General features: G+C 66.6%; 17 protein-coding genes. 4 read left to right on the forward strand and 13 right to left on the reverse strand.

The genetic code is table 11. The features are described from left to right. Positions 1-9: 9 nt before the first annotated feature. Both nagA and L8F96_RS05350 read right to left on the reverse strand, forming a co-directional pair. Positions 10-1,179 (reverse strand): N-acetylglucosamine-6-phosphate deacetylase, encoded by a 1,170-nt coding sequence (nagA, locus tag L8F96_RS05345; protein WP_334655405.1) that lies wholly within the window; start codon positions 1,177-1,179, stop codon positions 10-12. After that, entirely contained in the window at positions 1,176-2,960 is a 1,785-nt protein-coding gene (locus L8F96_RS05350) for a copper homeostasis protein CutC (RefSeq protein WP_334655407.1), read from the reverse strand. The genes nagA and L8F96_RS05350 overlap by 4 nt, the downstream gene beginning before the upstream one ends. A 255-nt stretch (positions 2,961-3,215) precedes the next feature. On the opposite strand from L8F96_RS05350, the gene L8F96_RS05355 reads away from it, so the two are divergent. Beyond that, on the forward strand, positions 3,216-3,761 hold the full coding sequence (locus tag L8F96_RS05355) for a TetR/AcrR family transcriptional regulator (protein WP_125946632.1): 546 nt from the start codon (positions 3,216-3,218) through the stop codon (positions 3,759-3,761). 12 nt (positions 3,762-3,773) lie between these two features. Here the strand turns inward: L8F96_RS05355 and L8F96_RS05360 are convergent, their stop codons facing one another. From L8F96_RS05360 to L8F96_RS05370, 3 genes are read right to left on the reverse strand one after another with little or no spacing between them, the layout of a single operon-like run. Further along, entirely contained in the window at positions 3,774-5,234 is a 1,461-nt protein-coding gene (locus L8F96_RS05360) for an efflux transporter outer membrane subunit (protein WP_334655410.1), read from the reverse strand. Beyond that, positions 5,234-6,793 carry an MDR family MFS transporter gene (locus L8F96_RS05365; protein ID WP_334655411.1) on the reverse strand — a complete coding sequence of 520 codons (1,560 nt, stop codon included), beginning with the start codon at positions 6,791-6,793 and terminating at the stop codon, positions 5,234-5,236. The genes L8F96_RS05360 and L8F96_RS05365 overlap by 1 nt, the downstream gene beginning before the upstream one ends. Before the next feature lie 2 nt (positions 6,794-6,795). After that, complete coding sequence (locus L8F96_RS05370) at positions 6,796-7,974, reverse strand: HlyD family secretion protein (RefSeq protein ID WP_082103040.1); 1,179 nt, start codon at positions 7,972-7,974, stop codon at positions 6,796-6,798. 192 nt (positions 7,975-8,166) lie between these two features. Between L8F96_RS05370 and L8F96_RS05375 the strand changes: the two genes are divergently transcribed. Both L8F96_RS05375 and L8F96_RS05380 read left to right on the forward strand, forming a co-directional pair. After that, positions 8,167-9,837: a mechanosensitive ion channel family protein gene (locus L8F96_RS05375; RefSeq protein WP_168770670.1), complete on the forward strand. Its 1,671-nt coding sequence runs from the start codon at positions 8,167-8,169 to the stop codon at positions 9,835-9,837. Beyond that, positions 9,837-11,123 carry a glycoside hydrolase family 130 protein gene (locus tag L8F96_RS05380; protein WP_125946629.1) on the forward strand — a complete coding sequence of 429 codons (1,287 nt, stop codon included), beginning with the start codon at positions 9,837-9,839 and terminating at the stop codon, positions 11,121-11,123. Before L8F96_RS05375 ends, L8F96_RS05380 begins: the two co-directional genes overlap by 1 nt. A 5-nt stretch (positions 11,124-11,128) precedes the next feature. Here the strand turns inward: L8F96_RS05380 and L8F96_RS05385 are convergent, their stop codons facing one another. From L8F96_RS05385 to L8F96_RS05410, 6 genes are all read right to left on the reverse strand, one after another. Further along, positions 11,129-12,178, reverse strand: a complete 1,050-nt coding sequence (locus L8F96_RS05385; protein WP_136450823.1) for a LacI family DNA-binding transcriptional regulator — start codon at positions 12,176-12,178, stop codon at positions 11,129-11,131. 8 nt (positions 12,179-12,186) lie between these two features. Next, a complete protein-coding gene (locus tag L8F96_RS05390) occupies positions 12,187-13,680 on the reverse strand; it encodes a tryptophan halogenase family protein (RefSeq protein WP_277600075.1) in 1,494 nt (497 codons plus the stop codon). After that, a complete protein-coding gene (locus tag L8F96_RS05395; RefSeq protein WP_334655416.1) occupies positions 13,677-14,714 on the reverse strand; it encodes a cupin-like domain-containing protein in 1,038 nt (345 codons plus the stop codon). Before L8F96_RS05395 ends, L8F96_RS05390 begins: the two co-directional genes overlap by 4 nt. Further along, a complete protein-coding gene (locus tag L8F96_RS05400; protein ID WP_334655418.1) occupies positions 14,707-15,423 on the reverse strand; it encodes a SapC family protein in 717 nt (238 codons plus the stop codon). The genes L8F96_RS05395 and L8F96_RS05400 overlap by 8 nt, the downstream gene beginning before the upstream one ends. Next, a complete protein-coding gene (locus tag L8F96_RS05405) occupies positions 15,420-16,973 on the reverse strand; it encodes a tryptophan halogenase family protein (protein ID WP_334655420.1) in 1,554 nt (517 codons plus the stop codon). Before L8F96_RS05405 ends, L8F96_RS05400 begins: the two co-directional genes overlap by 4 nt. Positions 16,974-17,065: 92 nt before the next feature. Beyond that, positions 17,066-20,110 (reverse strand): TonB-dependent receptor, encoded by a 3,045-nt coding sequence (locus L8F96_RS05410; protein WP_334655423.1) that lies wholly within the window; start codon positions 20,108-20,110, stop codon positions 17,066-17,068. Between the two features lie 184 nt (positions 20,111-20,294). On the opposite strand from L8F96_RS05410, the gene L8F96_RS05415 reads away from it, so the two are divergent. Next, positions 20,295-22,559 (forward strand): beta-glucosidase, encoded by a 2,265-nt coding sequence (locus tag L8F96_RS05415; protein WP_334655424.1) that lies wholly within the window; start codon positions 20,295-20,297, stop codon positions 22,557-22,559. A 47-nt stretch (positions 22,560-22,606) separates the two neighbouring features. Here L8F96_RS05415 and L8F96_RS05420 read toward each other — a convergent pair whose 3' ends face one another. Both L8F96_RS05420 and L8F96_RS05425 read right to left on the reverse strand, forming a co-directional pair. Continuing rightward, on the reverse strand, positions 22,607-22,990 hold the full coding sequence (locus L8F96_RS05420) for a VOC family protein (RefSeq protein ID WP_046409852.1): 384 nt from the start codon (positions 22,988-22,990) through the stop codon (positions 22,607-22,609). Positions 22,991-23,067: 77 nt separating this feature from the next. Continuing rightward, a complete protein-coding gene (locus L8F96_RS05425) occupies positions 23,068-24,174 on the reverse strand; it encodes an S-(hydroxymethyl)glutathione dehydrogenase/class III alcohol dehydrogenase (RefSeq protein WP_046409850.1) in 1,107 nt (368 codons plus the stop codon). Between the last annotated feature and the right edge of the window lie 33 nt (positions 24,175-24,207).

Here is a 24,207-nt window from a genome sequence, read left to right on the forward strand (position 1 = left end):
GTCCCAGCGTCAAGCCATCGTGGCGGTCGGGGACGCAGCGGCGCTGCCCCCTGCCGCCACCCGCTCCCCACCGATCCAGGTGCCGCGCGGCCGGAAGTTCGCGCCCAGCCACGCAAGGTCGGCGCGCAGCCCCGGCAGCAACGCGCCGCGATCGCCCAGCCCCAGGAAGGCAGCCGGCGCGCCCGACGCCATCATTGACGCATCCGCCACATCCAGCCGCAGCAGCCGCACCGCATTGCCGACCGCCGTCGCCATGTCGAGTGCCGATCCCGCCAGCGTGCCATCCTCCTCGACGCACACGCCCTGCTCGATGCGGATCGTCTTGCCCTGCAGCACGAAATGATCGGCATCGGTCCCGACCGGCGGCATCGCATCGGTGACCAGCATGAAGCGGTCATGCGGCCGCGCGGCAAGCGCGATGCGAAGCGCGGCCGGCGCGGCATGCCGCCCGTCGACGATCAGCCCGGCATAGGCCGTCTGGTTCTCGATCGCGGCACCCACCACGCCGGGCTTGCGATGATGCAGCGGCGACATGGCGTTGAACAGATGCGTGACGGCCGTCACCCCGGCATCGAACGCGCCGCGCATCGTCGCATAATCGGCGTCGCTATGCCCCGCCGCGACGATCACCCCCGCCGCCACCAGTTCGCGAATATGCGCCGTCGTGGTCATTTCCGGTGCCAGCGTCACCAGCGTGCGCCCATGCGTCAGGCTGGACAGAAGCGCGATCTTCTCCGCGTCCAGCCGGGTGAAATGCGCCGCATCATGCGTGCCGCGCCGGCGCGGGTTCAGGAACGGCCCCTCGATATGGATGCCCAGCACGCCGGGCACGCCCGCCGCGATCGCCTGCTCCGTCGCGCGCATCGCGCGGTCGATCTTGTCGATCGTGTCGGAAATCAGCGTCGGCAGGAAACCGGTCGTACCGAACCGCGCATGCGCCGCGCCGATGGTGGCGATCGTCGCCACGCTGGGATCGTCGTTGAACAGGACGCCGCCGCCGCCATTCACCTGCGTGTCGATGAACCCGGGCAGCAGCCACCCGCCCCCCAGGTCGACCCGCTCCGCGCCTGCGGCATCGGTGCCGGCATCCGCGACGCGGCCGCCCTCGATCAGCAGTCGGTCAACGACACGGCCCTCGCCGAGCACGACCGTGCCGTTCTCGAACAGGATCTTGCTCATCGCGTCTCGGTCACTTTCCTCAAATGCGGCGGCGCGTCGGGATCGTTCCCGCGCGCGATCGCCAGCGCATTCACCATCCGGTAAAAGCTCTGGATCTGCAGGATCGGCTCCAGCACCGGGTCGCAGGCAAGGGCCGGCAACACGCCCTTCCCCCCGGCATCCGCCAGCAATGTGACCGCGCCGCGCTCGGCGAACAAGGCCGCCGCGTCGCGCACATCGTCGCCGCTCGCATCCGAACTGGCAAAGCCCAGTACCGGAAAGCCGCGCCGGACGATCGCCATCGGCCCGTGCCGCACCTCGGCTGCGGAAAACGCCTCGGCATGCAGCCCGCAGGTTTCCTTGAACTTCAGCGCCGCCTCCAGCGCCACGGCATAGCCATAGCCGCGCCCCAGCACGAACAGGTCACGCGCGCCGACCAGCGGCGGGATCGCCGCGCCCCAGCGTAGCGCAAAGGCGCGCGACAGCGCATCGGGTAGCGCCGCCAGCCGCTCCTGCAACGCTGCGTCGCTCGCCCATGCTGCTGCCAGCGCGGCCTGCGCGACCAGCGTCGTGATATAGGATTTGGTCGCCGCGATCGATCGCTCCGGCCCGGCGCACAGCGGCAGCACCTCGTCGGCGCACGCCGCCAGCGGCGATTCCTCGTCATTGACCATCGCGACGACCAAGGCGCCACCGGCCTTGTAGGCCGCCGCCGTCGCCAGCAGGTCGGGGCTGCGGCCCGATTGCGAAATCGCCAGGCACAAGGCGCCCTTGGCCTCCAGCGGCGCGCGATACAGCGACGCGATCGACGGGGCGGCGGAGGCGACGGTGATCCCCGTCTTGGTCTCGAACAGATATTTGCCGTACGTCGCCGCATGGTCGGATGATCCGCGCGCGCAGGTGACGATGAACGGCGGCGGGTCGCGCTGCAATCGCGCCGCCAGCCGCGCGATCGTTGCGCTGTTGCGCGCCAGGAAGCGGGCGGCGGCTTCGGGCGCCTCACCCGCCTCGTTGTGCATTAACGTGCCCGCCGGATCGGGCTTGGCCGGCGGGGCGGCGATCGGCACCGGGCGCATGGTGGCAGGTCGGCGCAGCGCGGCGCGCAGCCGCGCCACTTCCTCCCAGTCGGTGGTGCGGGCAAGCTCGCTTTCAAACCCCAGCCGCAGCGCCGGGGCCCAGGCGACACGCGGGCGGGATGCGGCGGCATGAACCGCGCGAACGCCGGTCTCCTCGACCAGCGCGGCGACGTCTGTCGCCCGGATCGTACCGCCCGCCATGATCTCCACCCGGTCGCCCGCCTGCGCGCGCATCCGGCCAATGGTGGCCGCCCCTGCCGCCGCGGTGCGGGCGCCACCGGACGTCAGGATGGTGGCGATGCCAAGCTCGGCGGCGATCTCCACCGCAGCCACCGGGTCGGGCAGCAGGTCGACCGCGCGATGCAGCGTCACGTCCATGCCGACCGCCCGGGCGACCATCTCCTCCAGCAACGCCACGTCCAGCTCGCCGTCGGGGGTCAGCGCGCCGATTACCACGCCGCTCAGGCCCTCGGCACGCGCGACATCGATATCGTGCAGCATCGCGGCACGCTCCGCCGCATCATAGGAAAAATTGCCCTCGCGCGGCCGGATCATCGCGCGCACCGGAACCGGCGATTGTCCGGCTTGCCGCAGCAGGCCGGGCGTCGGCGTCAGCCCGCCCAGCCCCAGCGACGAACATAGCGCGATGCGGTCGGCGCCGCCGGCGATGGCCGCGGCCAGCCCTGACGCATCGTCGACGCGGATTTCGATCAGGACGTTACTCATGCCCTCAGCCTTCCGTCCGCTGCGCCGGAACGCCGCGCAGCGTATGGCGGCGCCACCTGCCCGATAAGCGTCCCCGCCGTAATAGCGGATATGCGCATCCGCAGCGCTGCTTAGGCTTCGGGCGTTCATGCCGCCGAGTTATGACTCCAGGCACCCTCCTCCTGCGCTGCTCCTGTGCCGCCTGCGGGTTGCCTTCCGCGCGAACGCCCGCCTAATCAGTGGCCATGATCGCGCGCGACACCGGACCATGCCGCCATGCGCCGTGATGCACGCGCCCGGCGCGAAGCGCTGCTGGAGGCCGCCGCGGCGTGTTTCGACGCCGACGGCTTCGGTGTCCCGCTGGAGGATATCGCTGCGCGTGCCGGCGTCGGGCGCGGCACCCTGTATCGCAATTTCAAGGATCGGCTCGACCTCGCCTTCGCCATCTTCGAACGGCAGGTGTCCGCGTTCGAGGAACGGTTCGATCCCACCATGCCGATCGCGCAGCTGTTGCCGCTGCTGGTGCGCGACGGGCTGTTCTCCTGGCAGCTGTTCACCCGCCTCCGGCTCGACATGCAGCTGTCGCGCGACAATCTCGCCGCCTTCGCCGCGCTCGGCGACCGGCTGGAACGGCTGTTCGCCACGGCGGTGGAACGCGCCATCGCGGCGGGGGAGCTCAGGCCCGACGTCACCGCCCGCCACCTCGTCACCGCGATGCGGATGATGTCGGGCTTCATCGTCGACAAGCAGGTGAATGACGCCGTGGAGGCGGAAATTGCCGAGGCGCTCGATCTCCTGCTGCGCGGCCTCGCCCCGCGCTAGCGGGGGGATCAGCTACCCGCCGGGCTGCTCCCCGCCTGCCACCGGCGCCCATCCCAGCCCCAGCGCCTTGTTCACCGCGACGAAGCTGTTGGTCAGCTGTGCCTTGGCCTGCGCCACCGCCATCGCTGCGGACAGTCGCTGCCGCTCGACATCGAGCTGGTCGATCAGCGTGCTGGTGCCCGCCTCCACCCGCTGCCGGTTCAGCGCGGCGGCGCGCGATGCCGATTGCTCGGCGCTCGCCAGCCGCGCCAGCTGCCGCCGGGTGGCGGCGAAACGCGACAGGCTGGTCTCCGCATCCTGCAACGCGGCCAGCACGGTCTGGCGGTAATTGGCCTCTGCCTCGTCGCGCTGTGCTTCGGACTGGCGGACGGCGGCGGCGGTGCGCCCGAAATCGAGGAACGACCAGCTGATCTGCGGCGCCAGCAGCGTCGTCAGATTGCCCGGGTCCAGCACATCGCCGGGCGACGTACCACCCATGCCCAGGATCCCCATGAACCGGATCGCGGGATAGCGTTTCGCCTCGTTCACCCCGATTGCGGCGGTGCTGGCGGCAAGTGCTCGTTCGGCGGCACGGATGTCGGGCCGACTGGCGATCAGCGCGGCGGGATCGCCCACCGCCACCTTGGCCGGGGGCAGCGGCACCGGCACCGGCGCGGCGAGCGTCGCATCCAGCGCGCCGGGCGTACGGCCGGTCAGCAACGCCAGCACGTCGCGATATTCGTCCGCCTGCGCGGTGAGCGGGATCGCCTGCGCCTCCGTGCTTTCCAGGTCGGTCTTCAGCCGTTCGACCTGCAGGGCCGACACCGTGCCCGCCGCCAGCCTTTGCTCCATCAGCGCCAGCGACTGGCGCTGGAGCTCGGACGAGCGGGCGTTCAGCGCGATACGCTCCTGCGCATCGCGATAATTGACGTACGCCTGCGCCACCTGCGCGGTCAGGCTCACCTGTGCATCCGCCAGATCGGCGTAACGCTGCCCGACCGCGGCGCGCGATTGTTCAATCCCCCGTCGCACCCCGCCGACCAGATCGGGCTCCCACGAGGCATTCAGGCCAAGGTTGTAGAAATCGAGGCCATTTGACTCCGATCCTGACCCGCCACCGGCCGATCCCCCGCTATTGTCGGCCAGATCGATGCCGGGCAATTGGGCGCGCAAATAGGTGCCATTGGCGCTGATGCTCGGCGCCTGATTGGCGCGTTGCTGCCGCGCCTGCGCCTGCGCCTGCCGGATCCGCGCCTCTGCCGCAGCGATGCTCGGGCTGTTCGCCAGCGCGTCATCGACCAGCCGGTCGAGCGTCGCATCGCCCAGCGTTTCCCACCACCGCGCCACGCCCGGCGACGGCGCCGCCGCCTCGTTTCCGCGGACGAACTGCCCCCGCGCCGCGGCATCGGTGCCGACCGCCGGCGGCCCCTTATAATCCGGCCCGACCGTGCAGGCGCCGAGCAGCAGGAGGCAGAGCAAAGCAGATGAGCGCATCAGTGCATCGCCGCTGGCGCGGCGTCCTTGGGCAGGGGACGAAGGAACAGGACCAGCGGCAGCACGATCAACGTACCCACCGCCATGATCCAGAAGATATCGGCATAGGCCATGACCAGCGCCTGCGCCTGAACCTGCTGCGCGATCATGCCGAGTGCTGCGGGGGTGCTGCCGAGCGACTGGCTGAGCCCGCCGACATAATCCTGCACCATCGGCGAATTGGCGTTCAGCGTTTCTTCCATCCGGCGCGAGTGCAGCCACAGCCGCTGCTCCTGCAGGATCGAGATGCCGGCCAGCGCGAAACTGCCGCCCAGGTTGCGCACCGCGTTGAACAATCCCGATGCATCGCCGGCGTCGGCCGCGGGCACGGATCGCACCACTGCCTGGCTCAGGAACAACATGCCCAGTATCTGCCCCACGCCGCGCATCAGCTGCGACACGGTGAAGTCGCCGCCGCTCGTCTCGGTGGTGAGGCCGGAGTCGAGAAAGGCAGATCCCGCCATGATCAGCAGTCCCGCGCCCACCGCCAGCCGGATATCGACGCTGCGCAGCAGGAACGGCACGATCGCCATCATGACCAGGCTGGGCAGGCCCGACAGCAGCACGACCTTCCCCGATTGCAGCGCATTATAGTCCGCCAGTGCAGCGAGGAACTGCGGGATGACGTAGGACGTGCCGTACAGCACCATGCCGAGCACCAGTCCCATCAACGCGACCGAGCCGAACTGACGGTCGAGCAGCAGGCTGAGCTTGATGATCGGCCGGGTTGCCGTGCGCTGCCCGATGAACAGCAGCACGAAGCCGACCAATGATATCAAAGCCATCAGCCGGATCAGGCCGGAATCGAACCATTGTTCGCGCTGCCCGTCTTCCAGGAAGACGGTGAGGCCACCCAGCCCGAGGGTGAGGCCCGCAATGCCCAGCCAGTCGGCATTGCCCAGCTCGGTCATGTCTGGCTTTTCATGCTTCAGCCCGACGAGCAGCATGGTCACCAGCACGGCGCAGATCGGCACGTTGATGAAGAAGGCATAGTGCCAGCTGATATTCTCGGTCAGCCACCCGCCGACCAGCGGGCCCACCACCGGGCCGAGGATCGCGGTCACCCCGAACAAGGCGATGCCGATCGGTTGCTGGCGCGGCGGCAGGCGTTGCGCGATGATCGTCTGCGCCGTCGGGATCATCGCGCCGCCAGTGAAGCCCTGCCCCACCCGCCCGATGATCATCATCGTCAGCGTCGTCGCAGTCCCGCATACGACTGAAAACAGCGTGAACAGCCCCGCCGCGGTCAACAGGAACGTGCGAAGCCCCAGCAGCCGCTGCAGCCATGCCGCCATCGGGATGACGACGATCTCCGCCACCAGATAGGCGGTCGCGACCCATGTCCCTTCGGTGCCGCTGGCGCCGATCTCGCCCTGGATGACGGGCAGCGCGGAATTGACGATGGAGATATCGAGCGTCGCCATCAGCGCGCCCAACGTGCCGGCCGCCACCGCCACCCACGCCGACATATCGGCGCGTTCAGGTGGCGCCGCCGCTGGCGAGATCGCCGCGCTCGCCATGCTCAGCGGCTCCGTTCCGACAGCCGCTTCTGCTCCGACCGGATCTGATCCAACTGTCCCTTGGCGCTGCGCGTGTCGACCGTCACCGTTACCGACAGGCCCGGCACCAGCAGGCGACGCGCGGCGGGGCTCGCCTCAAGCGCGATCCGCACCGGCACCCGCTGCACGATCTTGGTGAAATTGCCGGTCGCATTTTGTGGCGGCAGCAAGGAGAATTGCGCACCCGTTCCTGGCGACAGGCTGGCGACGCGTCCGCGCAGCTCAGTACCGTCAAGGGCGTCAACCTTGATCGTCGCCGGCTGGCCGGGACGCATCAGGGCGAGCTGCGTTTCCTTGAAATTGGCGGTCACATAAATCTGGCGCAGCGGCACCACCGACATCAATCGCGTCCCGGCCGTGGCGAACTGGCCGACCGTCGCGGTCTTGTCGCCGATGCGACCTGCCACGGGCGACCGGATGACCGTCGACGACACGTCCACGTTCGCCGCCGCCAATTGTGCCGCGGCACCCTGCCGCTGGGCGCGGGACTGGCCGATCTGCGCCTCCAGTGTCGCGACCTGGCGCTGCTGCGCGGCAAGCGCCGCGGCCTGCGCGCGTGCATTCGCCGCCGACTGATCGGCCGCAGCGCGCAGCTGGGCGAGTTGCTGCCGGCTCTCGGCGCCCGACTCGGCGAGCGGCGTATAGCGGCGCACCTCGTCCGCATCGTAGCGTGCCTTGGCCTGCGCCGCGGCGAACTGGGCCTGCGCCTGCTCAATCGCCGCGCGCTGCTGCGCAATCTGGGCACGGCTGGCGTTGGCACTCGCCTCCGCCTGCGCGATCTGCGCTTCGGCTTGCGCCGCCTGCGCGCGGTAGGATCGCGGATCGATCCGGACGAGCGGCTGCCCCGCAGTCACGTCCTGATTGTCGGCAACGAGCACCTCGGCGACATAGCCGCTCACCTTGGGCGCGATGGTGACCAGATCGGCCCGGATGTAGGCGTCGTTGGTCTCCTGCATGAATTTGCCGCTGGTCTGATACCGCACCAGCCACAGCGCGCCGCCGAGTATCGCTGCCAACAGCACTAGAAGAAGAATCAGGCGGGCGCGTCCGCTGAGGCGACGGCGCGGCGTTGTCTCACCCTGTGCCTCCGGCGTCTCGATGATCGACGTGTCGCCGGCGGTCTGATGTGGTTGGTCGCTCATGAGGCCTTTTCATGCTGCCGATGCCGCGGCGCTATAAGCGGACATTCTGTCCGCTATCAACCCGCCACGCGGCAACATCACCCAACATGGTTTGCTCGCCACGGTCAGTTGTTCCCCAGTCGCCATGACCCGTGCGACCGTAAGCGCGATAGACGCGTTCTTTGGGCAGCTCCCTCGATCAAGCAGGTTTTCGTGGTTCGTACCTTCCGGCAAATTCTTCTGCTGCTGCTGATTGTCGCGGGGGCCCCGGCCGTCGCACCCGCGCAGGAAACCGCCCCATCGAACAGCACCGCGCCTGCAGTACCGGCCGATCCTTTCGGTCGTGAAACACCGCGCGCCGCGGTCACTGGCCTGATCGAGGCGCTGGCCAAACGCGATTACGCGCGGGCGGCCAATTATTTCGACCTGCCGGTGCAGCAGGATCCGCGCGTTCTGGACGGCGCGTCGGAGCTTGCGCGTCGTCTGCAGCGGCTGCTCGATAGCGGCGGGTCGCTGACGCCCTTTGCCGGCCTGTCCAACGAACCCGGCGGCAGGATCGACGACAATCTGCCGGTCGACCGTGAACTGGTCGGCGACCTGCGGATCGGTGAGGGCGAGGCGCCGATCTTCCTGGTCCAGCGCGAGGCCGACGGGCGGCGCGTCTGGCAAATTTCACACGACACGATCCGCCGGTTGATGACGGTCCCAGCCGCGCAGGTCGTGCCGCTTCAGCCGACCGCCGTGCCAAGCGTCACCGTGGCGGGTGCGCCGGCGGAGGATTGGGGGCTGCTCGTCGGCATCGCGGCGCTCAGCTTTGTTGTTCTTCGGTTGCTCGCCACGCTGGCGCTGACGCTGATGCGGCGCGGCATCACCGATCCTGATTCCAGCGGCGTGTACCGTTTCTTCCACGCCGCGCTGCCGCCCTTGAGCCTGTTCATCGCGGTCATCGCCTTTTACGGCTGGGCGGAGCGGCTGGAGGTGGCGATCGTCGCCCGGCAGACGCTGCTTCGTTACGCCGGCGGTGTCGCGGCGATTGCCCTGGTGTGGTTCGGGCTGCGACTGGTCGACGCAATCGCCGACGTCACGATCGCGCGCATGACGCGGCGCGCACGACGCCAGGCGGTGTCGGTCGTCACCCTGCTGCGTCGCGCGGCCAAGATCCTGCTGCTGGTGTTCAGCATCGTCGCGGTGCTCGACACGTTCGGGATCGATGTGACGACGGGCATCGCTGCTTTGGGTATCGGCGGTATCGCGCTTGCGCTCGGCGCGCAGAAGACGGTCGAAAATCTTGTGGGCAGCGTCACGGTCATTGCGGATCGTCCGGTGCAGGTCGGTGATTTCTGCCGCGTCGGCGATGTCGTCGGGACCGTTGAAGACGTGGGGATCCGTTCCACCCGCATCCGCACCAACGATCGCACGATCGTCACCATCCCCAACGGCGATTTCTCGTCCCGCCAGATCGAGAACTTTGCCAAGCGCGACCGCTTCCTGTTCAATCCGGTGATCCGGCTCGATTACGACACCCCGCCCGACAAGATTCGCGCAGCCGTCGACCTGATCGAGGGGGCGCTGAAAGGCCACGACAAGGTGCTGCAGGACGGCCCGCGCGCCAGGTTCACCAATTTCGGCGAGAACGCGCTGGAGGTGGAGATCTTCGCCTATATCGCGGTCAGCGACTTTGGCGAAAGCACCGTCATCCGGCAGGACCTTTTGCTGTCGATCTATGAGGGGCTGAACGATGCCTCCATCCGGCTGGCGGTACCCGCGCGGCGGCTGTTTTTCGCCAATGATGATCGCGCAGAGGCCAGCGATGATGCCGGCGAGGCACCATCAGGCGATCTCGACCGTTCTTCATCATCTTCTACTCGGAATGGGGTGACATGATGAAAGCAGCGGACGTCTTCACCACGCTGGATATCGAGCTGAAACCCGATCCCTCCCGCACCGTGATCCGCCCGTTCAGCTTCGACTATCCCGACGACATGGCGGACGGGCGCCCCGCGCGCATGAAACAGGTTGCGCAGCGGCTGCTGTCGCTGCCGCCAGCACTGCGCGCCCGGATGCGCATGCTGCTGGCCGTGCCGATGCACGAACGCCATCGCAACGCCGACGAAACCTTCCTGCGCCGCTATGACGAGGTTGCCGCCTCCCTTGACCTCAACGGTACCATCGACAGCACGGACCGACTTCTGATCGGAGCATATTTCAGCCAGGAATATGCCTTCGAATCCGCCGCATTGTTCAATCCCAGCATCATCCGAGTCCCCGACGCCAGCCCCGATGATGAGGCGATGCCCTTCCTCCTGTCGCTGCGCGGGATCGGCGAAGGTCATATCTCCTCCGTGACGTTCCGAACCGGCACCTGGGACGGCAGCGACCGCATCGAGGTCAATCCGGCCAGCCAACACGGCATCCCGCCCCGCATCGATCATGAGCATGATGGCTGGACGCGTCTGTTGTGCAGCGACAGCGACGACGTGTCCGAGACCGTGCTGTTCCCGGTGCTGCCGAGCCAGCGTTCCGGGATCGAGGATCTCCGAATGGTGAACTTCACCGATGATGATGGTGCCCGAAGCGTCATCGGCACCTATACCGCTTATGACGGCATGCACGCCCGCGCCGAGTTGCTGCGCGGGGTTGACCTGCGCACGGTGGAGATGCGCGCGCTGACCGGCCGCTTGGCCCCATACAAGGGAATGGCGCTGTTCCCGCGGCGGATCGATGGCAAGTTCGTCATGCTGGGTCGCCAGGACAATGAGAATATCTGGTTGCTGCGCTCTGACCGGCTCGACCATTGGGACGAGGGGCAGCAGATCATGGGACCGAAATACCCGTGGGAGTTCGTTCAGATGGGGAATTGCGGCTCCCCGATCGAGATTGACGAGGGCTGGCTGGTATTCACCCATGGCGTCGGGCTGGTGCGCGGCTACAGCATCGGCGCGTGCCTGCTGGACAAGGCGGATCCATCGCGGGTGCTGCTGCGCACGGCATCGCCGCTGCTGTTCCCGAGCGCGGAGCAGCGCGGTGGCTATGTGCCCAACATCACCTATAGCTGCGGCGCGCTGCTCCACAAACGGCGCATCCTGCTGCCCTACGCGATCGGTGACGAATATAGCGCCTTCGCCATCGGCAACGTCGACGACCTGCTATCGGTTATGGTCAAGGCCTGACGCGATCAGCGGTCGGACGGCACCGCTGCGGTGGACTCGCGCACCACGAGCCGCGCCGGCACCTCCACCGGCGCGCGGTCGCGGGCGTCCGCGGCGGTGGTGATCAGCAATTCGGCGGCACGCGCCGTCACCTCGGCGATCGGCTGCGCGATGGCGGTGAGCGGCGGATGATGGAAGCGGACGACGGGCGTGTCGTCGAAGCTGACCACGGACAGGTCGCGCGGTACTTCCATGCCGCAGTCGCGCGCCTCCGCAATCGCGGCGAGCGCCATCTGATCGTTACTCGCGACGATGGCCGTGGCGCCGGTCTCGATCAGTTGCTTCGCCGCCGCGATGCCGGAGGCATAGCTGAAATCGCCGTTCGCCAGCAGGCCATCGGCGGAAAGCCCCGCCGTCTCCATCGTCCAGCGCCAGCCCTCGACCCGCCAATGGCTTAGCTCATAGTCGGTGGGTCCTGCGATGAAACCGATACGCCGGTGCCCCAACCCGACGAGGTGCATCGTCGCATCGCGCGCCGCCACCTCGTCACCCATCGTCAGCCGGAACCCGCCCCCGTCACGCAGCGACCCGATACGCGCAAAGGCGATCCCCGCCTTTTCCAGCAGGTCTGTGATCATGGGGTTGTGCGAATGCGGCGGCGTCAGGATCACGCCATCGGGTTGCAGCGCGGCGAGCGCGGCCGACAACTCCCGCTCGATATGGTCACTGTGCGTGTCGACCAGCTCAAAGATCATGCGATAGCCATGCTGCGCGCAGGTCAGCATCCCACCGAGCAGCATCTGGTCGATCCAGTCGGACCCCTCGCGCTTGCGCCAGTCCGCAATCGTGCGGTCGCGATCGTTCAGAGCCAGCAGAAGATAGGATCGCGAACCGCCCATCCGCTGCGCCGCGATTGACGGCACATAACCAAGCGCCGCGATCGATTCCTGCACGCGTTGCATCATCTCGGGCCGGACATTGGGCTCCTTGTTGATGACACGGCTGACCGTCTGCAACGACACCCCCGCATGGGCGGCGACATGCTTGATGGTGACCGACTGCCGGCGACGCCCCATGACGATCCTCAGGCAGCGGTCTGGCGCGCGCCGGCGCAATAGCGGGCAACATAATCGGCATGGGCCGGCAACCCATTGACCGTGCGCGTCACCTGGGCACGCAGCGTCTGAAGCAGCCGCGCCAGTTCCTCGTCGGTCAGCTTGTCGGTGATCGGATGCCAGGCATGCGGCTCGATCCCCTGCCCCAGCAGCACCTGCAGCCAGCTATGCTCCGCGAACAATTCCTCGTTGCGGCGGAACACACGCGCCGTGTCGCGGAACAGCTCGATCTTCTGTTCGAGACTGTCGGGGATCGGCATTGCGGCGCATTGCCGCCAGAACGCGCTGTCGCGCCGGTCGGTGGCCTTGTAATGCAGGATCAGGAAGTCGCGGACCTGCACCATGTCGGCGTGCTGCTGATCATTGAACTCGGCAATGTCGCGCGGGCTGATCGGTCCGGCTGCCGGCATCATCCGGATCAACCGCAGGACGGCGCGCTGGATCAGGTGGATGCTGGTGGACTCCAGTGGCTCCATGAACCCGCCCGACAGGCCGACGGCAACGCAATTGCGATGCCATTGGCGACGCCGCACCCCTGTGGTGAAGCGCAGGTGATTGGGCTGCGTCAGCACCTCACCCTCGACGTTGCCGAGCAGCCGTTCCAGCGCGTCTTCGCGTGACAGATAGCGACTGCACCACACGATGCCGTTTCCGACCCGGTGCTGCAGGGGGATGCGCCACTGCCATCCGGCATCATGGGCCATGGCGCGGGTGTAGGGCACCGCCGGCCCCACGCTCGCCGTTTGCACCGCGATCGCGGAATCGCACGGCAGCCAATGGGTCCAGTCATCGAAGCCGGCGTGCAGCGCGCCCTCGATCAGCAGGGCGCGAAATCCTGTGCAGTCGAGGAACAGGTCGCCGGCGATCGCCGTGCCATCCTCCAGCACCAGCGCCGCGATGTCTCCGCTGTCGCCATCCAGCTGTACCGTGGCGATCTTGCCCTCGATCCGTACCGCCCCGTCGCGCTCCGCCATCCCGCGCAGGAACTTCGCATAGAGGCCGGAATCGAGCTGGTAGGCATAGTTCAGGCGATCGTCAGGCAGATGCGCGAACTTCCCCGCGAGCGCCGCCTGGAGCTCAACCGAATAATCGCCAAATGGCGCCTGATGCCCCTTGGCGCGCCCAGCGAGCCAGAAATGCTGAAATCCCGCTGCCCAATGATCCTTGCCGGTCAGGCCAAAGGCGTGAACGTAGCGATCGGTGCCGTTGCGCCAGCCATCGAACACGATGCCCAGTTTGAAGGTGGCATTGGTCGCCGCCATGAACTCGGCTTCGTTGATGCCGAGCAAGCGATTGAAGCCGACGATCGGCGGGATCGTGCTTTCGCCGACGCCGATCGTTCCGATCGCCTCGGATTCGACCAGCGTCACTTGCGCCGCGCGGCCCATGGTGCGCGCGATCGCCGCGGCGGCCATCCAGCCGGCGGTGCCACCGCCCGCGATGACGATCCGACGCGGCGTCACTTACTGAGCTGCCGCAACAGGAAGCCGCGGATTCGCCCGGCCGTTTCAGGATCAAGCGGGCCGAGCACGCTTTGTGCCTGCGCCGGAATGTGCGCACGCGGAAGATTGGGGTCACCGAACACGTAATAATCGAACATGTCGCGCCAATAGGCTCGTTCGTCAGCCGGCAACTCGCGAATGGACATGATCGCATGGTTCAGCGCGTCCTGCGGTTGCCCCAACCAGCGCGGCGTTTCCCGCCACCAATAATTTACCAGCACGTTGAAGGGCTCGAGGCCCTCCACGTGATGCCACCAGAGCGACGGTATGTAGAGCGCGTCGCCCGGCTCCAGCACCACAGTCTGCGCCGCTTCCACCGCCTGCGCGAAATCGGGATGCGCGGCGAGGTCGGGATCGTGGAAATCGACCATGCTGACCGCGCGGCCGGCCGGCGTGTTGTCGATCGGTCCCAGATACAAATTGCGGAACTGCTCACGCGGAAACAGCGTGAAGCGCCGCCGTCCCACCGCCACGCACGCGAGATTATGCGGAAAATCGTTATGCGCGGCGATGCGCGTTCTGGTGCCGATCCAGATGCTCTTCAGAAGATCGCGATCACCGAGCGCGATCGGATTGTCGCTGGTCAGGCCAGAGAAGAACGCCTCCATGTCGATCGACGCAAGGTAGATCGGTGGGGCGTCCCGCTGGTCCTCGACGCTGGCGATGTGGCGGAAGATGTCGTGCAGCTTGCCGCGTCCGACGCGGAAGTTCATCGCCATCGTATCGTCGTAGAACAGCCGCCCTCCGCTGCCCGGCTGGCCCACGGACACGGTGAAGGCGACGTCCTTGGCGCGTGCCGCGATATAGTCGCGCGCGGCCCGTGCGGATTGCTGACCCGCCTGCACCAGCGGCCAGTCACGTACCAGGCCGCGCACGACGAAGGGGGCGGTGGCATCGCGCAATGCCGCGTCTAGCGCGGCAGCATCGGCAACCGAGCGCTCGGGCACCGCTGCCATTTGCGCAAAGATGCCGGGCGATGCGGCCGGGTCAGCCATGGCCGTCGCGCTTATTCTTGCGCGCGACGAGCGCCCGCAGGTTGCCGAGCGAGGCGAGGGCCATGAAGATCGGCATCAGATGGCCCTCTCCATGAAGCTCGCCCAGCGCCGCGCCGTCGAGCGCGCGCAGCCGGCCCTCGTCGATCACGTGAAAGCCGACCAGCCGGTGCGTCGAACCATCGTTCAGGGTCACTTCAAGGATCAGCGGCTCGAGAAGATCATGCCGGCGAAGCGCGGCGAAAAATGCCGCCGACTCCTCAAAACCGGCATGCAGCGCGCCCAGCCGGTCGGCGATCGCTTCGAGAAATGGCGTCGGCGTGCCTTCCGGCTCAAACACGCGCACACCCTCGTCGCCAGCAATGCGCGGGCTGCCGAGGTCGATATGGACCTGTCGCGCTCCGGACGCGTCGGGGCCACCGATCAGGAATGGCTGCACATCCAGCGCGAGCGGCACGTAATCGGCGTCCCAGCGCGCCCCCTTCAGGAACAGATTCTCTCCAGTCTCGAAGCCGAAGATTGCGTGCGCGGTGAAATCGTCACGCTCCGCATTCAGCCGGAAGAGAATTGGGTAATGCTGCTGCGCATCGCGGAACTCCGCCGGCATGACTACGCTCGTCATCACGCCATCACCCAGTGCTACGTCGCGATCGATACGGACGCGCAGGTCGCGATGGGCCTCGGGGGTCAGAATGGAGTGATGAGGGTTCATGCGATGATCTCGTTCTGCCGATCTGCGCGCAGGGCGTCGAGATAGACACGATTGGTGGGAAGGCTGGCCGCAAGCGCGCGCGCGCGCTGCGCCGCCTGCCGGAGTGCGGCGCTCGCGGCGGGCACGCCGTCGATCCGCATGGGACCGGGCGGGGGCGGCGCCATGCCCATGCCGTACAGCACATATTGATAGCTGGCCGCGGGAAACACCTCGTCCACCATGCCAAGGTCGTGCCCGCTGGGTGGTTGCTCACGCCAGATAGCCAGCAGGCCGGCAAGCCTATGCGGGATCGACGAGCGATCGCGATTGTCACGCCAATAGGGCTGGCCGCGGTCGCTGAGCACGTAGTGAAGTTTCAGGAAGTCGACGATGCGGTCCCAGCGATAGCGGAACAGTGCGTTGAACCGGTCGGCATGCGCATCCATGCTCGCGCGGGTTGCGGGAAAGTTCGCCACAAGCGCATCCAGCGCCAGTTCGATCGTCACGATCGCCGACGCCTCCAGCGGTTCCAGAAAGCCGCTCGACAGGCCGATGGCGAGGCAATTGCGCTCCCAGAACCGCGTGCGATGTCCCGAACGGAACGTCAGCTTTCGCGGGGCAAGTGCGTCCAGATTGGCAGCGGGCGTGGTCCGCCCGAGATACGCGCGCAAGATTCCCTCTGCCGCGTCATCGGTGAGGTGCGCCGACGAATAGACGCATCCGACGCCACGCCGCGTCGGCAGGCCGATGTCCCAGATCCAGCCTGCCTCATGCGCGGTGGCATTGGTGGTTGACGCAATGGCACTTCCCGCCGCCACCGGCACCTGCACGGCCAAGGCGCGGTCGTTGAATAGTTCGTGGCCACGGTCGATGAAGGGCACGCCGAGCGCGCCGCCAATCAACAGCGCAGCATGACCGGTGCAATCGATAAACAGATCGCCCTCCATCGCGCCATGATCGCGGCAGCGAACGGCGGCGATGTCCCCGTCGTGGCGGCGGTCGACCGACAGTACATGATCGCGGACATGGCGCACGCCAAGCCGCTGGGTCGCATGGCGACGAAGCAGCGCAGCCAGCTTCACCGCGTCGAGATGATAGGCGTAGTTCAGCGCACCGGCATAGTCCGGCATTGCCCGCTGCCTTGGTGCGAGATCCAGTGCGCAGGCCCGCGCCTGCGGCGTGACGGCCGCCGCAAAGCCTGGCTCTCCGCCAGCCTGCCACGCGGCAACGAGCGCGCGCGGATCGGCCTCGACCGGGGCTGAAAAGGGGTGAAGGTAGGAATCATCCGGCGCCCCATTGCGCCAGCTGTCAAAGCGCGAGCCTTGCTTGAACGAAGCGTCGCAGGCGAGCAGAAATTCCGCCTCGCTGATCCCGATGCGGGCGAGCGTACGGCGGATTGTCGGCCAGGTCCCCTCCCCGACACCGATCGTCGGCACGTCAGGGGATTCGATCAGCGTGACCTGCACGGGAGGTTGCGCAGTAGGATCGGCGCACGCCGCGATCGTGGCGGCCGCGAGCCATCCGGCGGTGCCCCCGCCGACGATCACGATGTTGGCGACCTGCCGTTTCACGCCCACGCTCACCTCTGTCGGCGCACCAACGCGCCGTTTCACCCATAAGAGCCGCCCGTCCATCGCGGAAGGGCGGCTCTCCGGGCGTCCGATCAGAAGTTGAAGCGGACGCCTGCGCTGTAGCGGGCAAAGCCCGGCTGCGAGAAGGTGACCATCCGGTCCGATCGACGATGCCCACGGCGCGCTTCGCCGGTCAGGTTGATCGCCTCCCCGAACACGGTGAGTCCAGGGATGAACTCATAGGCGACGCTCGCGTCCAGCTGGCCGTAGGATTCGACATAGGTCGGATCGAAGCCGTTGCTGCTGTTCAGGAACGACGCGCGCCAGTTGTACGCAGCACGTGCCTGCAGCCCGAATTTGTCAAAGAACAGCACGGCGTTCGCACTGTCGCTCAGACCCACGAGCGCGAACTGGCTGGTGTTCGGGTTCAGCGCGTTGTTGAACTTCGCGTCGCCGTTCACGATCGTGTAGTTCAGGATCGTGCCGAAGCCAGTGTCCCAGAACCGGTGCTGTATCGCGAATTCCCAGCCGTTGATATTGGCGGTCTGGTCGCTGTTGAACGGCTGGTTGATCTGGAAGTTGAACAGATTGTCCTCGGGCAGGCCGAAGATGTTGCCGTTCAGATAGGTCACCCCGCCTGCTTCAACCTGGCCGGTGACCTGCGAGGATCCCGGGAAGTTGCGCAGAATGTAGTCGCGGATCTGGATCGCATCCGTCGTGCCGCCCAGAGCCGCCTGTGCGGCGCGATACCGCGGGCCGTCAGCAGGGTTGCGCAGGCCGAACGCCGACTGGTCGATCTGCGTGGTGCCGATGAAGTTCTGCACGTCCTTGTTGAAGAAGCCGACCGAGATGTAGCTTTCGCGGTTGTAATACCACTCGGCCGACACATCGATATTCTTCGACTTGAACGGGATCAGGTTCGGGTTGCCGTTGGTGCCGGTGCCGCCGCCGATGCGCGGGTTCGACGCCAGCTCAAGCCCGCCCTGCAGCACGCCATAGTCGGGACGCGTGATGGTGTGGCTGTACGACGCACGCAGCTTCACGTTGCGGATTGGCTCCATGTCGAAGTCGATCGCTGGCAACCAGTTCTGGTAGCTGCCCTTGGACGTGATGAACGAGCGCTCCGGCGCATAGACCAGCGCGAATTCGTTCGCTGCCGTCCAGCGGGTTCCCGTCGGCACCTGCACCAGCGCGTTGGAGGTAACGGTGGTCTGGTCGTAGCGTACACCAGCGATGATGTGCGCCGAGCCGGCCAGCAGGTCGAAGCTCGAGTTCACCTGGACGTATGGCGAGATCGTCTTTTCGCGCAGGCGACGGTCCGTGGTGAAGTCGGCAAGGCAGGTACCCGGCTGGGCCGTACCAACCTGCGGCGCACCGCAGATGTTGTACTGGCCACGCAGCAGCTCTGCCATGCGTTCGAAGTTGAAGCCCAGGATCTGCTGCGGCAGCGCCGCGTCGCCGGCGCCCGGCACGCCGCGGAACTTGTCCGGCAGGCTGATCAGGCTGAACAGATCGTCCGGCGTCGCTGCCGCACCGAAGCTGGCGCCGCGCGGGTCGATGCCGCCCCAGGTGTCGTTCTGGATGAAGCCATAGGCCGACCGCACTTCGTTATCGATGTACGAGAAGCCGAAGTCGATCGAGTCGAGGAACGCGCCCTCATGCTCGTACCGGCCCTTCAGCTGGAACTGGTTGATCTCGTCACGGAAATACGCGTTGCGGAACGAATTGCCGGTCGGCGTGACCAAAGATGCGTTCAGCGGGTCGATGCCGGGCTGCATCGAATAGGAAATGATCGGCAGCGCGTTGCGGAAATCGATCGTCTGGCGCGCCACACCGAACACGGCGCTGCCAATGTTGGTGCTGGTGCCATAATCGTTCGTCGGGCGCGATTCCGCGGTCGAGTGATGCGCGTCGAACGACACGGTGACGCCACCCGGCGCTTCCCAGTTCAGGTTGAAGCCGAGCGACTTGTTCTCGCTGACATTGGCGCTCAGCGCGCCGCTGTACGACAGGTCCTTACCCGGGCCGAAAGCCTCGCTGTAGAACACCGGACCGGCGACCGGGCCGTCGGTCCACTCGCTCGACACGTCGCCGAAGTTGAACCACACGCCAACGCTGTTGGAGCGCACTTCAACCTTGTTGCGCGAATAGGTGAAGTCGGCCGTCGCGGTCAGCGTGTCGGTCGGCTTGATCTGCAAGACGGCCTGGCCGTTGATACGCTCACGGTCGATGTCGCGGACGTTGTACGATGCTTCCTGGGGAATCTCGTAGACGTCATTGCCGGAGGGGCGGTTCACCTGCGCCGGATTACGCGGCAGCGAGCCCCAGTCGTCCTGCGAGCCGAGGAAGCCGTCGCGGAAGCCGACGAACGCCTCGTTCGCGCTCGCCTTGCGGCGCTGGTACACGCCGTTGACCATGATGCCGATGCGATCGTCAGCGAAGGTGGTGGAGAAGATGCCGGAAACTTCCGGCAGGATCTGGTTCTTGCCGTTCTGCGAGGAGTCTAGAACGCCGCGCGCGGCAATGCTGCCACGCATGCCCGGCTTGTCGAGTGGGCGCGGGGTGCGGATGTTGATCGACGAACCGATGCCGCCCGACGGAACAGCCGCGCGGCCGGTCTTGTACACCTCGACGCCAGCGATGCCCTCGGAGGCGAGGTTCGCAAAGTCGAACGAACGCGAGGCCGGCGCGCTGGCACCATCGCCCAGCGTCGACGTCGGCATCTGACGGCCGTTCAGCGTGACGAGATTATATTCCGGGCCGAAGCCACGGACGGTGACGAACGAACCTTCACCGTTCGACCGATCGATCGACACGCCGGTGATGCGCTGAAGCGACTCGGCGAGGTTGGTGTCCGGGAACTTGCCGATGTCCTCGGCCGAGATCGCATCAACGACGCCCTGTGCGTCGCGCTTGATGTCGATCGCCTGGCGCAGCGAGGCACGGATGCCGGTGACGACGATATCGTCCTCGCCCTGCGTCGGCTCGGAAGCCGTGGCGGGCGTTTCGGCAGGGCCGGTGCTGCCGACCGTTGCTGCCGCGTCCTGCGCCCAGGCCATGCCTGGGGCTGTCGCCAGTGCCGCAACCGATGCGCCAATCACCAGGCGCGAAAGCGAGCGAGCCGCAAAGCTCCCCATCAGAAAGTCCTCCCCTGTACCCTGCGTACGTCGAACGGTCCGCAAAATGCGGACTGTGAACGTTCACTTCTACCGCGCTCCATGCGGTGTCAAGAAGTCGCGGCCGAAACTTGTGAACGTTCCCAAATTGTGTTGTTGGCGTGCCACAATGGGCCTTTCCGGACAGCATCAGGGGGATATCGACATGTTCAGGAACAAGCGTACTTGGCTCGGCGCCTCCGCTATCGCGATGCTGGCTCTTCAGCCGCTTGCCGCGCAGAGCGGAACGCCCAGGGCGGGCAGTGCGCGATCCACGAGCACTGCCGATGCGCGGCAGCGAGCGCAGTCGATCGTTGATCGCATGACGCTCGATGAGAAGATCCAGCTGCTGCACAGCCTGTTCCCGCCGATGGCCGCGGGCAAGACCACCAACGAACTGATCCCGTCAGCCGGCCATATCGATGGCATTCCGCGCCTCGGCGTGCCGCTGGTTCGTGAAAGCGATGCGTCGCTCGGCGTCGCCAATCAGGTCGAACAGCGCAAGGGCGATGTCGCCACCGCCCTTCCCTCCGCACTCGCCACCGCCGCCAGCTTTTCAACCGATATTGCGCGGGCGGGCGGCGCGATGATCGGCGCCGAGGCGCGGGCGAAGCGGTTCAACGTCCTTCTCGCCGGTGGCGTCAATTTGACGCGCGATCCGTGGAACGGCCGGAACTTCGAATATCTCGGTGAGGACCCCCTCGTGTCGGGCCTGCTGGGCGGCGCGCATATTGCTGGCGTCCAGTCGAACAAGATCGTGTCGACGGTGAAGCATTTCGCGCTCAACTCGCAGGAAACCGGGCGCATGATCCTCGACGCGCGGATCGCGGAGGCCCCGCTGCGCATGAGCGACCTCCTCGCCTTCCAGATCGCCATCGAACAGGGCAAGCCGGGCTCCGTCATGTGCGCCTATAACAAGGTCAATGGCGACTGGGCGTGCGAGAACGACTTCCTGCTCAACAAGGTGCTGAAGCAGGACTGGGGCTATCGTGGCTGGGTGATGAGCGACTGGGGCGGCGTACACTCGACCGTGAAGGCGGCCAACGCCGGCCTCGACCAGCAATCGGGCCAGGAACTCGACAAGGCGATCTTCTTCGGGGAGCCGCTGAAGGAAGCGGTGCAGGAGAACGCCGTGTCGCAGGCGCGCGTCGACGACATGGTCGTCCGGTACCTGACCGGCCTGATCGAAACCGGCACCTATGATGCACCGATGCCTGCGACCGCACAGACGCCGCCGTACAGCCGCAACGCGGACGTGGCGCAGCGCACTGCCGAGGCGGGGATCGTCCTGCTGAAGAACGACCGCGACGTCCTGCCGATTGCCCGGACTGCGAAGAAAATCGTCGTCATCGGCGGGGCGGCTGATCTCGGCGTCCTGTCGGGCGGGGGGTCCAGTCAGGTGCGCTCCGTCGGCGGTGCACCGATCGAAATCCCGCTATCCGAAGGACCTGCTTCGTCGTTCGTCCGCATCACCTACCATGCGTCCTCACCGCTGGCGGCACTGCGCAAGGCGCTGCCGGGGGCGCAGATCTCGTTCCTCGACGGCCGTAACCACAATGCCAACATTGCTGCGGCAAAGCAGGCCGACCTCGCCATCGTGTTCGCCACCCAATGGACAACCGAGGCGGAGGACGTGCCCAACATCAAGCTGCCCGACAATCAGGACGCGCTGATCGCCACCGTTGCCGACGCGAACCCGAACACGGTGGTGGTGCTCGAAACAGGCGGCCCGGTGCTGATGCCGTGGATCGACAAGGTGCCCGCCGTCGTCGAGGCCTGGTACCCGGGCCAGCGCGGCGGCGAGGCGATTGCTGCCATCCTGACGGGAGCCGTTAACCCGTCCGGGCGCCTGCCCATCACCTTCCCGGCCTCGATCGGCCAGCCGCCGCGGCCCGCGCCGGTGGGCCTCGACATGTTCAATGCGGCGGAGCTTGCCGCCGCGGCCAATTCAGCAGCGACGCCGGTGCCGGCGCCAAAGAGCTTCCCGGTCGATTATCAGGAAGGCGCAGACGTCGGCTACCGCTGGTACGAGAAGAAGGGATTGAAGCCGCTCTTCCCGTTCGGACACGGGCTCAGCTACACCAGCTTTGCCTATCGCAACCCGGTGGTCAGCGGTGGTGACACGTTGCGCGTGACCGTCGACGTCGTGAACACCGGCAAGCGCGCCGGCGCCGACGTGCCGCAACTGTACGTCGCGCGCGAAGGTGCGGGGCCGATGCGCCTCGCCGCGTTCCAGCGGTTCGAGCTGAAGCCTGGTGAGATGCGTCGAGTTACCCTGACGGCGGAGCCGCGCGTGGTGGCCGATTATGACACCAAGTTGCCGGGCTGGCGCATCGCTGCCGGCACCTATCGCGTGGCGATCGCACGCGACGCGACCGATCGCACGCTGGTCCGCACCACCACCCTGAACGCCCGTACGATGCGGCCCTGATCAGCTGCCCTCCCTCTCCCCGCGGCGCGGGGAGAGGGAAGTAGCGATTATCCCGCCATGCGGTGCATCGCACACAGCTTGTTGCCGTCCGGATCGCGCAGATAGGCAAGGTAGAGGTTGGCAAAGCCACCCTCGCGAACGCCGGGTGCGTCCTCGATCGCGGTGCCACCATTTTCGACACCCGCCTGGTGCCATGCGTTCGCCTGCTCCGGCGATTCCATCGCGAACCCGATCGTGCCGCCATTGGCGTGCGTCGCGGGCTGCCCATCGATCGGCTTGGTGACCAGGAACAGGCCGCCATTGTGCATGTAGATCAGGCGGCCCTTGTCGTCCTGCATCGCCGGCTTGCCGCCGACCGCGCCGAACAGCGCGTCATAGAATTTTTTCGACCGATCAATGTCGTTCGATCCCACCATCATGTGGCTGTACATTCACCCTCTCCCCTAGAACGCCGGTCATGCGCCGGCACGAACCCCATAGTCCGCGCCGGCGCCAGCGTCATCCCGGCTCAGTAAACCACGACGCTGCGGATGCTCTCGCCCGCATGCATCAGGTCGAAGCCCTTGTTGATCTCGTCCAGCGTCAGGCGGTGCGTGATCATCGGATCGATCTCGATCAGGCCATTCATATACCAGTCGACGATCTTCGGCACGTCGGTACGGCCGCGTGCGCCGCCGAATGCCGTGCCCTTCCAGACGCGTCCAGTAACAAGCTGGAACGGCCGCGTCGCGATCTCCTTACCGGCCTCGGCGACGCCGATGATGATCGATTCGCCCCAGCCGCGGTGCGCCGCCTCCAGCGCCTGGCGCATCACCACCGTGTTGCCGGTGCAGTCGAACGTATAGTCGCCGCCACCATCGGTCATGGCGATCAGGTGCTGGACGATATCGCCGACGTCCTTCGGGTTCACGAAGTCGGTCATGCCGAACTTGCGGCCCCATTCCTCACGATCGGGGTTGATGTCGACGCCGACGATACGCGCGGCGCCAGCGAATTTCGCACCCTGGATCACGTTGAGGCCGATGCCGCCCAGGCCGAATACGATCACCGTCGCGCCCGGCTCCACCTTCGCGGTGTTCACCACCGCGCCAACGCCGGTAGTGACGCCGCAACCGATGTAGCAGCTGGTGTCGAACGGCGCGTCGGGACGGATCTTGGCGACCGCAATTTCCGGCAGGACGGTGAAGTTCGAGAAGGTCGAGCACCCCATGTAATGGAAGATCTGCTGGCCCTTGTAGCTGAAGCGGCTGGTACCGTCGGGCATCAGCCCCTTGCCCTGCGTTGCGCGGATCGCGGTGCACAGGTTGGTCTTCTGGCTGAGGCACGACTTACACTGGCGGCATTCCGGCGTGTACAGCGGGATGACGTGATCGTCGGGCGCGACGCTGGTGACGCCGGGGCCGACCTCGCGCACGATGCCGCAGCCCTCGTGGCCGAGGATCGAAGGGAAGATGCCCTCACTGTCCAGGCCGTCCAGTGTATAGGCGTCGGTATGGCAGATGCCGGTCGCCATGATCTCGACCAGGACTTCGCCGGCCTTGGGTCCTTCGAGATCGAGCTCGACGATCTCCAGCGGTTTCTTCGCCTCGAACGCGACGGCGGCACGGGTCTTCATGGAGCGCTCCTTTGCTGATGCGCCGCCCTTTAG

Origin of the sequence: Sphingomonas panaciterrae (assembly GCF_036890205.1) — a bacterium.
In the GTDB taxonomy this organism is placed as follows: domain Bacteria; phylum Pseudomonadota; class Alphaproteobacteria; order Sphingomonadales; family Sphingomonadaceae; genus Sphingomonas; species Sphingomonas panaciterrae.

Bases quoted from the DNA above. Each gene is read 5' to 3' on its own strand.
- nagA (WP_334655405.1), bottom strand. From the start codon at position 1,179: ATGAGCAAGATCCTGTTCGAGAACGGCACGGTCGTGCTCGGCGAGGGC.
- L8F96_RS05350 (WP_334655407.1), bottom strand. From the start codon at position 2,960: ATGAGTAACGTCCTGATCGAAATCCGCGTCGACGATGCGTCAGGGCTG.
- L8F96_RS05355 (WP_125946632.1), top strand. From the start codon at position 3,216: ATGCGCCGTGATGCACGCGCCCGGCGCGAAGCGCTGCTGGAGGCCGCC.
- L8F96_RS05360 (WP_334655410.1), bottom strand. From the start codon at position 5,234: ATGCGCTCATCTGCTTTGCTCTGCCTCCTGCTGCTCGGCGCCTGCACG.
- L8F96_RS05365 (WP_334655411.1), bottom strand. From the start codon at position 6,793: ATGGCGAGCGCGGCGATCTCGCCAGCGGCGGCGCCACCTGAACGCGCC.
- L8F96_RS05370 (WP_082103040.1), bottom strand. From the start codon at position 7,974: ATGAGCGACCAACCACATCAGACCGCCGGCGACACGTCGATCATCGAG.
- L8F96_RS05380 (WP_125946629.1), top strand. From the start codon at position 9,837: ATGAAAGCAGCGGACGTCTTCACCACGCTGGATATCGAGCTGAAACCC.
- L8F96_RS05385 (WP_136450823.1), bottom strand. From the start codon at position 12,178: ATGGGGCGTCGCCGGCAGTCGGTCACCATCAAGCATGTCGCCGCCCAT.
- L8F96_RS05395 (WP_334655416.1), bottom strand. From the start codon at position 14,714: ATGGCTGACCCGGCCGCATCGCCCGGCATCTTTGCGCAAATGGCAGCG.
- L8F96_RS05400 (WP_334655418.1), bottom strand. From the start codon at position 15,423: ATGAACCCTCATCACTCCATTCTGACCCCCGAGGCCCATCGCGACCTG.
- L8F96_RS05410 (WP_334655423.1), bottom strand. From the start codon at position 20,110: ATGGGGAGCTTTGCGGCTCGCTCGCTTTCGCGCCTGGTGATTGGCGCA.
- L8F96_RS05415 (WP_334655424.1), top strand. From the start codon at position 20,295: ATGTTCAGGAACAAGCGTACTTGGCTCGGCGCCTCCGCTATCGCGATG.
- L8F96_RS05420 (WP_046409852.1), bottom strand. From the start codon at position 22,990: ATGTACAGCCACATGATGGTGGGATCGAACGACATTGATCGGTCGAAA.
- L8F96_RS05425 (WP_046409850.1), bottom strand. From the start codon at position 24,174: ATGAAGACCCGTGCCGCCGTCGCGTTCGAGGCGAAGAAACCGCTGGAG.